This is a genomic window from Kluyvera sichuanensis (assembly GCF_040930405.1).
Taxonomy (GTDB): domain Bacteria; phylum Pseudomonadota; class Gammaproteobacteria; order Enterobacterales; family Enterobacteriaceae; genus Kluyvera; species Kluyvera sichuanensis.
Window position 1 is genome coordinate 3,318,362 of the sequence record NZ_CP162271.1, and the last position, 11,766, is coordinate 3,330,127.

Here is an 11,766-nt window from a genome sequence, read left to right on the forward strand (position 1 = left end):
ACGTCACCTCACGGTGACGGCTATATCAATGCATCTGGCTTGCCTTTATACTACCGCGCGTTTGTTTATAAACTGCCCAAATGACACTTAATGGGAATTCTCCGGTGAAGTTCGTAAAGTATTTATTCATCCTTGCAGTCTGTTGCATTCTGCTGGGAGCAGGCTCGATCTACGGCCTCTACAAATATATTGAGCCTCAGTTGCCCGACGTGGCGACGCTCAAAGACGTGCGCCTGCAGGTGCCAATGCAGGTCTATAGCGCGGACGGTGAACTCATCGCGCAGTACGGTGAAAAACGCCGTATTCCTATGACCCTCAACCAGATCCCACCAGAAATGGTGAAAGCGTTTATTGCGACCGAAGATAGCCGCTTCTACGAGCACCACGGGATCGACCCCATTGGTATCTTTCGTGCGGCAAGCGTAGCGATGTTCTCCGGCCATGCGTCGCAGGGGGCCAGTACCATCACCCAGCAGCTCGCGCGTAACTTCTTCCTCAGCCCTGAAAAGACGCTGATGCGTAAAGTGAAGGAAGCGTTCCTTGCTATTCGCATAGAGCAAATGCTGAGTAAGGACGAGATTCTTGAGCTGTACCTGAACAAGATTTACCTCGGCTACCGCGCATATGGCGTAGGTGCTGCCGCTCAGGTCTATTTCGGGAAACCCGTCGATCAGCTCACCCTGAGCGAGATGGCGGTGATTGCCGGCCTGCCGAAGGCACCGTCCACTTTTAACCCACTCTACTCGCTGGATCGCGCCACCGCGCGCCGCAACGTGGTGCTGTCGCGCATGCTGAGCGAAGGCTATATCACCCAGGCGCAGTACGATCAGGCGCGTAACGAAGCGATTGACGCCGACTATCACGCTCCGGAGATTGCCTTCTCTGCCCCGTACTTAACGGAGATGGTGCGTCAGGATATGGTGAAGCAGTACGGTGAGCAGGCCTATGAAGATGGCTATCGCGTGTACACCACGATCACCCGCAAGAACCAGCAGGCGGCCCAGCAGGCGCTGCGCAATAACGTGATGGATTACGATATGCGTCACGGCTATCGCGGCCCGTCAAACGTGCTGTGGAAAGCGGGCGAAACCCCGTGGGATAGCCAAAAAATTCGTGCGTCGCTGCGTCCGCTGCCGTCCTATGGCCCGTTAGTGCCTGCCGTTGTCACCGCCGCCAATCCTCAGGAAGCGACCGTTCAACTGGCAGATGGCACCTCGGTGTCATTAGCCATGGAAGGGATGCGCTGGGCGCGTCCATACCGTTCGGACACTGCGCAGGGGCCAACCCCGCGTAAAGTGACCGATGTGGTGCAGGCAGGCCAGCAGATCTGGGTTCGTCAGAACGGCGATAGCTGGTGGCTGGCTCAGGTGCCGGACGTGAACTCCGCGCTGGTCTCCATCAATCCGCAAAACGGCGCCATTATTGCGCTGGTCGGCGGCTTCGATTTCAACCAGAGTAAGTTTAACCGTGCTACCCAGGCGCTGCGTCAGGTCGGCTCGAACATTAAGCCGTTCCTCTACACCGCCGCGATGGATAAAGGTTTGACCCTCGCCAGTATGCTTAACGACGTGCCTATCTCCCGCTGGGATGCCGGCGCCGGTTCCGACTGGCAGCCGAAAAACTCCCCGGCGGAGTACGCAGGTCCAATCCGTCTGCGTCAGGGTCTGGGGCAGTCGAAGAACGTGGTGATGGTACGTGCGATGCGCGCGATGGGTGTTGATTACGCAGCAGAATATCTGCAGCGTTTCGGCTTCCCGGCGGACAACATCGTGCATACCGAATCACTGGCGCTGGGCTCGGCATCCTTTACCCCGCTGCAGGTCGCGCGTGGCTATGCGGTGATGGCTAACGGCGGCTTCCTGGTCGACCCGTACTACATCAGCAAGATTGAAAACGACCAGGGCGGCGTGCTGTTTGAAGCGAAGCCGAAAATTGCCTGCCCTGATTGCAATATCCCGGTTATCTATGGCGATACGCAGAAATCTAACGTGCTGGAAAACAACGACGTTGAAGATGTCGCTGTCTCCCAGATGCCGCAGAATTCCACCGTACCGATGCCAGCGCTTGAACAAGCTAATCAGCAGTTGGTTGCTCAGACCGGCGCTCAGGAGTACGCACCGCACGTGATCAACACGCCGCTGTCGTTCCTGATTAAGAGCGCGCTGAATACCAATATCTTCGGCGAACCGGGCTGGCAGGGTACCGGCTGGCGTGCCGGGCGTGACCTGGGCCGTCGTGATATCGGCGGTAAAACCGGTACCACCAACAGCTCGAAAGATGCCTGGTTCTCCGGCTACGGTCCGGGCGTGGTAACGTCAGTGTGGATTGGTTTTGACGATCATCGTCGCGATCTGGGACGCACGACGGCATCTGGCGCTATCAAAGATCAGATCTCCGGCTACGAAGGCGGCGCGAAGAGCGCGCAGCCTGCATGGGATGCCTTTATGAAGCAGGTTCTGGCGGGCGTTCCTGAGCAGCCGCTCACCCCTCCGCCGGGCGTGGTCACGGTCAATATCGACCGCAGCACCGGGCAGTTAGCCAACGGAGGCAGCAGCCGCGAGGAGTATTTCATCGAGGGAACGCAGCCTACGCAGCAGGCGGTTCACGAGGTGGGAACCGAGGTGATTGATAACGGGGAAACCCACGAGTTGTTCTAAGAAAAAGGCGCCATCGGCGCCTTTTTTATGCCAATCGACCCTGTTCTCTTAGCCACTCGCGCAGCAAGAACAGCGCGCTCACGTTGCGCGCTTCGTTAAAATCAGGCTCGTCCAGCAGCGCCATCATGTTCGCCAGCGGCCAGCGGACCTGCGGCAGCGGCTCTGGCTCATCACCCGGCAACGATTCCGGGTAGAGGTTTTCCGCCACAACGATATTCATCTTGCTGGAGAAATAGGATGGCGCCATGCCGAGTTTTTTCAGGAACGTCAGCTCATGCGCGCCGAAACCCACCTCTTCTTTCAGCTCACGGTTCGCTGCTTCCATCACCGTTTCGCCAGGGTCAATAAGCCCTTTCGAGAAACCGAGTTCATAGGACTCGGTGCCTACCGCGTACTCGCGGATTAAAATCAGGTGGTCGTCGACAATCGGCACAATCATCACCGCTTCGCGCGAGGACGGTTTCATACGTTCATAAACGCGACGTACGCCATTGCTGAACTCTAAATCAACGCTTTCCACGTTAAAAAGGCGTGACTGCGCGACGGTTTCAACATGGAGAATGGTAGGTTTCTGTAATGATTTGCTCATTGGGCCGGGGTCTTTGCTGTAATGACTTTTATCATTGTGCGATAGCGATGCCGTTCCAGCAATGCATAACGCGCTTTATTTACATTGTTGCAACCTATTGCTTCTCATCCCTCATTTATGGATAAATGTCAAGAGCTTGAAATACAATTGGGAATTTACTGATACTCGCTGACCGATGGGTTTGTTATGCTTACGTTTTGCGAGAGTCTACACCCTAAATAATTCGAGTTGCAGGAAGGCGGCAAGAGAGTGAATCCCCAGGAGCTTACTCTAGTAAGTGACTGGGGTGAGCGAACGCAGCCAACGCACCTGCAACTTGAAGTATGACGGGTATATAGACTCTTTTTGTGAATGTGTAATACGTGCCAATGGTTTATACGAAAAGCAGGCAACGAAGAGACCTCTAAAATAAGTATGATGGGAAAAGCATGGGCACACTGATGATCTTTACCGTAGCGATACTGATCTGCGCCGTGCTGGTCGGTTGGCTCTTGCGTAAACGGACGAAACGTCTTCAGCTGCCGTGGCTGCACCAATTTCCGGGTGCCACCACGCGAAAACTGACCGATGAAGAACGTCTGGGCGTTGAAAACTACCTCAGCTATCTTAATCAGGATCTGCAGATGCCGGCATCTGGGGCCACCATCGCCCCTACGGTGCTGGCGCTCACGCCACAGAGCAACACCGTGTTTACGCTGACGCGCGCCATTACCCGCTACGGCATCACCACCGATGATCCTAATAAGTGGCGCTATTTCCTCGACTCCGTGGAAGTACATCTGCCGCCGTTCTGGGAACAACACATTACCGATGAAAACAGCATTGAGCTTATCGCCACCGACGACGTGCCGCTGGTCATTGGCCTGAATGGCCATTCGCTTAAGACCTATTCGCCTGAAAATAAAAACTTTGCCCTGGAATCATCCTCTTCGACTCAGGCCTCTATCCGCGGTGAAGAGAGCGAGCAGATTGAGCTGCTCAACATTCGCCAGGAAACCCATGAAGAGCACGCACTAAGCCGACCTGACGGCCTGCGAGAAGCGCTGTTGATCGTCGCCGCCTTCATTCTTTTCTACTGCGGGCTGATCGCCCCGGCGGTGTTTACGCCGTGGATTTTCGGCATCGCGGTTCTGCTACTGTGCGCTGGGTTATGGGGACTGTTTGCGCCGCCAACCAAGTCGTCGCTGCGTGAGATCCACTGCCTGCGCGGTACGCCAAAGCGCTGGGGTCTGTTCGGCGAGAACGATCAGGAACAGATCAACAACATCTCCCTTGGGATCATCGACTTAATCTACCCTCGCCATTGGCAGCCATTTGTGGCCCAGGATCTGGGGCAGAAAACGGATATTGATATCTATCTCGATAGACACGTGGTGCGCCAGGGACGTTTTCTCTCCCTGCATGACGAAGTCAAAAACTTCCCGCTCCAGCACTGGCTGCGCAGCGTCGTTATCGGCGGCGGCGCGCTGCTGGTGGCCATCATGATGTGGGTCAGCGTGCCGCTGAACATGCCGTTCAAATTTACCCTTTCCTGGCTCAAAGGCGCACAAACCATTGAGGCCAAAGACGTTCGCCAGCTGCAGCAGACGGGTGTCCGCGTGGGCGATACGCTGCACATCAGTGGAACGGGGATGTGTAACATCCATTCGCCGGGAACCTGGACGGCGCAGGAAAGCTCGCCGTTCCTGCCGTTCGACTGTTCGCAAATTATCTGGAACGATGCCCCTCGCCTGCCACTGCCGGAATCAGAAACCGTCAATAAAGCGACCGCGCTGGTGCAGGCTGTCAACCGTCAGTTACACCCCACGGCGGATGATGATTCTCGCGTTAGCCCAGCGCTGCGCTCGGCTATTCAGAAGTCCGGCATGGTGCTGCTGGATGACTTCGCCGATATCGTGCTGAAAACCAAAGATCTCTGTTCTGCCGCCGACGACTGTGTACGCCTGAAAAATGCGCTGGTTAACCTTGGCAACACCCGCGACTGGGATGCGCTGGTGAAGCGCGCCAACTCCGGCAAGCTCGACGGCGTCAACGTTCTGCTGCGCCCGGTCAGCGCCGAGTCGCTGGACAATCTGGTCGATACCTCCACCGCGCCGTTTATTCTGCGTGAAACCGCACGCGCGGCGCAGGCGCTGAATAGCCCGGCTCCGGGCGGTTTCCTGATCACCAGCGATGAAGGCAGTGATTTCGTCAGTCAGCCTTATCCCACTACTATGCTGTACGACTACCCGGCTAGCGAGCAGTGGGGAGAGTTTCAACGGTTGGCGGGCATGTTGATGCATACGCCATTCCATGCCGAAGGGATCGTCACCAATCTCTATACCGATGCCAACGGCACGCAGCACATCAACCTGCACCGGATGCCGGACAGCAGCGGTCTGTGGCACTATCTGGCCACCACGTTGCTGATGCTCGCAATGATCGTTTGTGCGGTATACAACGGCATACAGGCGCTGCGCCGCTATCATCGCCATCGTGAACGTCTGGCTGACATTCAGAAATATTATGAGAGCTGCACCAACCCCGTGCTGCTTTCCGCCCCTGAAGAGTTCAAGTCCGATTTTCCAACGCACTAAGCCTCATCGTCATCATCGCGACAGGTTATGTTAATCTGTCGCGCATTTCTTCCGTCTGGAGACCCACCATGCATTTTGATATCGCCTGGCGCGAGGTAGATACCGTTCTTCTGGACATGGATGGCACGCTGCTCGACCTCGCTTTCGATAACTATTTCTGGCAAAAACTGGTGCCGGAAACCTACGGCGCAAAGCTTGGGATCACACCGCAAGCGGCGCAGGAAGCCATTCGCCAGGAGTACCATGCGGTGCAACATACGCTAAACTGGTACTGTCTGGATTACTGGAGCGATCGTTTAGGCCTCGATATCTGTTCGATGACCAGCGAACAGGGGCCGCGCGCGGTGCTGCGTGAAGATACCATTCCGTTCCTGAACGCGCTGAAAGCCAGCGGCAAGCGCCGCATCCTGCTGACCAACGCCCATCCGCACAACCTGGCGGTGAAGCTGGAACACACCGGTCTCGGCGAGCACCTTGATTTATTACTTTCCACCCATACATTTGGTTATCCGAAAGAGGATCAGCGGTTATGGCGGGCAGTTGAGGAACATACGGGTCTGGATGCCGAGCGCACGTTATTTATTGACGATAGCGAACCCATCCTGGATGCCGCCGCCCACTTTGGGATCCGCTATTGCCTCGGTGTGACCAACCCCGATTCCGGCCTTGCGGAAAAGCAGTACCTGCGTCATCCCGCGCTTAACGATTACCGTCGTCTGATCCCCTCACTGCAGTGAAGGAGCGACCATGAAAGAGAAGTCTACCGAAGGCGTCAGGCTTGATAAGTGGCTCTGGGCCGCGCGGTTTTATAAAACGCGCGCCGTGGCCCGAGAGATGATTGAAGGCGGTAAGGTTCACTACAACGGGCAGCGCAGCAAGCCCAGCAAAGTGGTTGAACTGAACGCCCAACTGACGCTTCGCCAGGGAAACGATGAGCGCACCGTGGTGGTGAAAGGCATTACGGAGCAGCGGCGTCCGGCGACGGAGGCGGTCTCGCTTTATGAAGAGACGGCGGAAAGTATCGAGAAGCGCGAAAAAGTCGCCCTGGCGCGCAAGCTAAATGCGCTGACCATGCCGCATCCGGACAGACGGCCGGATAAAAAAGAGCGGCGCGACCTGATGAGATTTAAATACGGCGACAGTGAATAACTGCCACCCCAAGAGAGAAAATTATGACTCAACACGATCAATTACATCGCTATCTGTTTGAAAACTATGCCGTGCGTGGCGAACTGGTCACCGTATCCGAAACGCTCGAACAGATTCTGGCAGGCCATAACTACCCGCAGCCGGTGAAAAACGTGCTGTCCGAGCTGCTGGTCGCTACCAGCCTGCTGACCGCAACGCTGAAATTTGATGGCGATATCACCGTGCAGCTGCAGGGCGATGGCCCAATGACGCTGGCGGTGATCAACGGTAACAACCACCAGCAGCTGCGCGGCGTCGCGCGCGTGCAGGGCGATATTCCGGCAGATGCCGACCTGAAAACCCTTATCGGCAACGGCTATCTGGTCATTACCATTACGCCTGCTGAAGGCGAGCGCTATCAGGGTGTTGTCGGCCTGGAAGGCGATACGCTGGCGGCCTGTCTGGAAGATTACTTCCAGCGCTCTGAGCAGTTGCCAACCCGTCTGATTATCCGCACCGGCGAATCTGACGGTAAGCCAGCGGCGGGCGGGATGCTGCTGCAGGTGATGCCTGCACAGAACGCGCAGCCGGAAGATTTCGAACACCTGGCGGCGCTGACCGACACCATCAAAGCCGAAGAGCTGTTCACGCTACCGGCTAACGATGTGCTGTGGCGTCTGTACCACGAAGAAGAAGTCACCCTGTACGATCCGCAGGACGTTGAGTTTAAGTGCACCTGTTCACGCGAACGCTGCGCCGGTGCGCTGAAAACGCTGCCGGACGAGGAGATCAACAGCATCCTCGAAGAAGAAGGTGAAATTGATATGCACTGTGACTACTGCGGCAGCCACTATGTGTTCAACGCGATGGATATTGCGGAAATCCGCAATAACGCAGCACCGTCTGACCCGCAGGTTCATTAATTTCTGAGCCTTTCCCGGCGTCACTTCGTTCGACCGGGCTACGATCGTTTGTAGCCCGGCCAAGCGCAGCGCCGCCAGGGAAAATCAGCGCCGATACTCCAGCACCACCGTTTCATCCCCCAGCGTAATATCTTTCCACGCCTTCGGTTTCGAACCTAACGTTCCATCCTTCTTAGCCTGCAGCAGTTTCGCCTTATTCACGCCGGATGGCAGCGGCGCACTCGCTTTGTACTCCCAGTCCTTCTCACTCTGACCAAAGACCAGCACGGTACGATCGCCAAAGGCATACAGCACCTGCTCCGCCTTGCCATCAGCGTTGAGATCCTGACTCACCAGCACGCAGCTATCGGCGTCGCCGCAGGACTCCACCAGATAACGACGTTCAATCACCGCCGCCCATAGCGCATCATCCGGCGGCGTACTGCCGGGCAGCACCAGTACATTTTTCGTCAGCACATCAGGGGTCAGTTTTACCGTCGGACGAAGGTCACCGCTCAACAAGCGCTTAAGCTGCTTTTGACGCTTCGCATCTTTGGTAAATTCTTTATCTTTCTGTAATTCAAGCAGCGCCGCGCGCCCCGGCTTGCCGCTGTGCGACAGCATATACAGGCTGACCTGGTCAGCATTGATTTTCCCGCTGTGGTACCGCGCCATATGGCTATTCACGCTGATGCGCCAGCTGTCCAGCACTGGCGTATACAGCAGCGCCAGCAGCACCAACCCCAGCAGTGATACCGTTAAGTTCACCCTTCCCAGCGCAGAAGAGGGATCGTCGCGGCGGCGCAGCAGACTCAGCAAATAGCCCACCGACCAGACCAGCAGAACCACCACCACCAGCACGCCGTGTAGACGGTCCGACGTCCAGCCATACTGTCCAATGCGCACCCACAACGCCCAGGCGGCAATCAGCACGTATACCGGCGAGAGCATCACAGCGGCCAGAATCAGGCCACGCAGCGGCCGCGGATAAGCCAGACGCGCCTGGTGCGGTGCCCAGACCATCGCCGTCAGCAGTAGTTGCACAAAGGCCAGCGCAGAGAGCAGTCCCGCAGCGGAAAAGCGTTGAGAAATCGCCGTCACGCCCGCAAACGGCAGCGTAACCAGAAACAGCAGCGCCAGCAGCGATACCAGCGGCAGCAGCCCGGTAGCAATCAGCGCCAGCAGCTTGTGGATGGCAGCAATCAGCCGTTCATTCTGGCGCGCGAGGATCACCGTTAGCGCCGTCACCAGGCCAATGCAGATAAAGACAAACCACTGCGTATCGAAGAACAGGTGTGAAAAGAAGCTAATATTGGCAAGCTCAAACAGCCCGCTCCAGAGCAACAGAACCAACCACACCAGGCCGTTAGCAACGCCAATCAGCAGCAGCGTCAGCGCGTTTTGCCACTGCTGAGCATAAAAGTGCGCATAACGCGCCACACCGGGCGTTGGTTGAAGGCGATACTGCAGCCACGGCAGCGCCAGCATCGCCATCAATAGCAGGCAACAACCGTAAGTCCACAGCGCATCGTACTGCCGCCAGTGGTCTTCATCGTTGAGATTGAACTTAAGCCAGCCCCCCATCCCCAGTACCACCACCAGCACCACCGCCAGCCAGCACCATAGCGCGCGCTGTTTGAAGGAGACCACGGTAAACAGCAGCACAGAAGATAATGCCAGGCTTCCCGGCAAAGCGTAAAACATCCAGCCGCTGTTTTTAGGGATCAGATACATCGTCAGTAAATAGCACAAGAGCCCTTGTATGACGCCGGTTAGCACCATACCCCAGCGGGTTGGGGGCGAAAGAGGAGTCACAGCATCCATATCGATATTCCTGTTCCAGAAGTGAAGAAAAAACGCGTTTCGCGTCCCGGTTAGAGCGCCAAAACTCAATTATGCTCAGCGTGGTGAATCGATTTTTTCTCTGAAAGCATTACGTAATTTTCTTTCATAAATGCGATTAATTTCACATTTACGCTGTCAATTAAACCATTTTGTAACCATTTAAGAACATTCGTGCCAATTATGGGGCTTTTCCTGTCATAATCCCTGTCGCTTCGTGACAGGAGTCACAATGTTTTCGTAAGTAAGACGTTTGTCGGGATACGTAAATCTATGAGCCTGGTCGCGGTCAACACCCCTAAAATACCCATAGAATTTATAGCAGTACATATTGGCTAAGGAGCAGTGAAATGCGCAACGGTATAACCCCGCAGGACCTCAAGGCTTATGGTATTAACGACGCACAGGATATCGTCTACAACCCCGATTACGATACATTGTATCAAGAAGAACTCGATCCTAACCTGGAAGGTTATGAGCGCGGTATCTTAACGAACCTGGGCGCAATTTCTGTCGATACCGGTATCTTTACCGGCCGTTCTCCAAAGGACAAATATATCGTTCGCGACGACACCACACGCGACACGGTATGGTGGTCTGATAAGGGCAACGGAAAAAATGACAACAAGCCTCTATCACCTGAAATTTGGCAACATCTTAAAGGCCTGGTCTCCCAGCAACTGTCCGGCAAGCGCCTGTTCATCATCGATGCCTACTGCGGCGCGAATGAAGACACCCGCCTGTCCGTCCGCTTTATTACTGAAGTCGCCTGGCAGGCGCACTTCGTGAAGAATATGTTTATCCGTCCAACCGATGAAGAACTGAAGACCTTCAAGCCAGACTTTATCGTGATGAACGGCGCAAAATGCACTAACCCACAGTGGAAAGAGCAGGGTCTCAACTCGGAAAACTTTGTCGCGTTTAACCTGACAGAGCGCATCCAGCTGATCGGCGGGACCTGGTACGGCGGCGAAATGAAAAAAGGGATGTTCTCTATCATGAACTACCTGCTGCCGCTGCAGGGCATCGCGTCCATGCACTGCTCGGCTAACGTCGGCGAAAAAGGTGACGTGGCGGTCTTCTTCGGCCTGTCCGGCACCGGTAAAACCACCCTCTCCACCGACCCGAAACGTCGTCTGATTGGCGATGACGAACACGGCTGGGACGACGACGGCGTGTTTAACTTTGAAGGCGGCTGCTACGCGAAGACCATCAAGCTCTCCGAAGCCGCCGAGCCTGATATCTATCACGCGATTCGCCGCGATGCGCTGCTGGAAAACGTGGTCGTGCTGGCCGATGGCACTATCGACTTCGACGACGGTTCCAAAACCGAGAACACCCGCGTCTCCTACCCGATTTATCACATCGACAATATCGTGAAGCCGGTGTCAAAAGCGGGCCATGCGACCAAGGTTATCTTCCTGACCGCCGATGCCTTCGGGGTTCTGCCGCCGGTATCGCGCCTCACCGCCGATCAGACGCAGTACCACTTCCTCTCTGGCTTCACCGCGAAGCTGGCGGGCACCGAGCGCGGCGTCACCGAGCCAACCCCAACCTTCTCAGCCTGCTTCGGCGCAGCCTTCCTGTCGCTGCACCCAACGCAGTACGCAGAAGTGCTGGTAAAACGCATGCAGGCCGCTGGCGCACAGGCTTACCTGGTCAACACCGGCTGGAACGGCACCGGCAAACGTATCTCTATCCAGAATACGCGCGCGATTATCGATGCCATCCTCGACGGCTCGCTGGACAACGCAGAAACCTTCACCCTGCCTATGTTCGACCTGCAGATCCCAACCGAACTGCCGGGCGTAGACACCCACATCCTCGACCCGCGCAGCACCTACGGTTCGCCGGAGCAGTGGCAGGAAAAAGCGCAAGCACTGGCGAAGCTGTTCATTGAGAACTTCGAGAAATACACCGATACCCCGGCAGGCGCCGCACTGGTGAGCGCAGGGCCAAAGCTGTAACGGCATCCCCGGGGTCGGCGTATCCGCCTCGCCCGGGCTACATTAGAAACAAGTAGCCCGGCCAAGCGAAGCGCCGCCGGGACAGCACACTGCACCACACAAACA

At 56.1% G+C, this 11,766-nt stretch carries 8 protein-coding genes; 6 read left to right on the forward strand and 2 right to left on the reverse strand.

Annotated elements, in window-relative coordinates; all coding sequences use genetic code 11:
* Positions 1-104: 104 nt before the first annotated feature.
* On the forward strand, positions 105-2,657 hold the full coding sequence (mrcA, locus tag AB2B48_RS16095; protein WP_220440246.1) for a peptidoglycan glycosyltransferase/peptidoglycan DD-transpeptidase MrcA: 2,553 nt from the start codon (positions 105-107) through the stop codon (positions 2,655-2,657).
* A gap of 25 nt (positions 2,658-2,682) precedes the next feature.
* Here mrcA and nudE read toward each other — a convergent pair whose 3' ends face one another.
* The gene (nudE, locus tag AB2B48_RS16100) at positions 2,683-3,246 is read right to left on the reverse strand and encodes an ADP compounds hydrolase NudE (protein WP_220440245.1); all 564 of its coding nucleotides are present in this window, start codon (positions 3,244-3,246) and stop codon (positions 2,683-2,685) included.
* Between the two features lie 428 nt (positions 3,247-3,674).
* Here nudE and AB2B48_RS16105 point away from each other — a divergent pair, with 428 nt between their 5' ends.
* The 4 genes from AB2B48_RS16105 (at position 3,675) to hslO (ending at position 7,873) form a co-directional block, all read left to right on the forward strand.
* Positions 3,675-5,822, forward strand: coding sequence for an intracellular growth attenuator family protein (locus AB2B48_RS16105; RefSeq protein WP_368299605.1), 2,148 nt, complete (start codon positions 3,675-3,677; stop codon positions 5,820-5,822).
* A gap of 68 nt (positions 5,823-5,890) precedes the next feature.
* Positions 5,891-6,559, forward strand: coding sequence for a GMP/IMP nucleotidase (gene yrfG, locus AB2B48_RS16110; RefSeq protein ID WP_220440243.1), 669 nt, complete (start codon positions 5,891-5,893; stop codon positions 6,557-6,559).
* A gap of 10 nt (positions 6,560-6,569) precedes the next feature.
* Positions 6,570-6,971, forward strand: coding sequence for a ribosome-associated heat shock protein Hsp15 (gene hslR / locus AB2B48_RS16115; protein ID WP_185668992.1), 402 nt, complete (start codon positions 6,570-6,572; stop codon positions 6,969-6,971).
* Between the two features lie 23 nt (positions 6,972-6,994).
* Complete coding sequence (gene hslO / locus AB2B48_RS16120) at positions 6,995-7,873, forward strand: Hsp33 family molecular chaperone HslO (RefSeq protein ID WP_185668993.1); 879 nt, start codon at positions 6,995-6,997, stop codon at positions 7,871-7,873.
* Positions 7,874-7,957: 84 nt separating this feature from the next.
* On the opposite strand, the gene AB2B48_RS16125 is transcribed toward hslO, so the two are convergent.
* Positions 7,958-9,676 (reverse strand): DUF4153 domain-containing protein, encoded by a 1,719-nt coding sequence (locus AB2B48_RS16125; protein ID WP_368299606.1) that lies wholly within the window; start codon positions 9,674-9,676, stop codon positions 7,958-7,960.
* A gap of 368 nt (positions 9,677-10,044) precedes the next feature.
* Here AB2B48_RS16125 and pckA point away from each other — a divergent pair, with 368 nt between their 5' ends.
* Complete coding sequence (gene pckA, locus AB2B48_RS16130; RefSeq protein ID WP_220440241.1) at positions 10,045-11,661, forward strand: phosphoenolpyruvate carboxykinase (ATP); 1,617 nt, start codon at positions 10,045-10,047, stop codon at positions 11,659-11,661.
* Positions 11,662-11,766 lie beyond the last annotated feature (105 nt).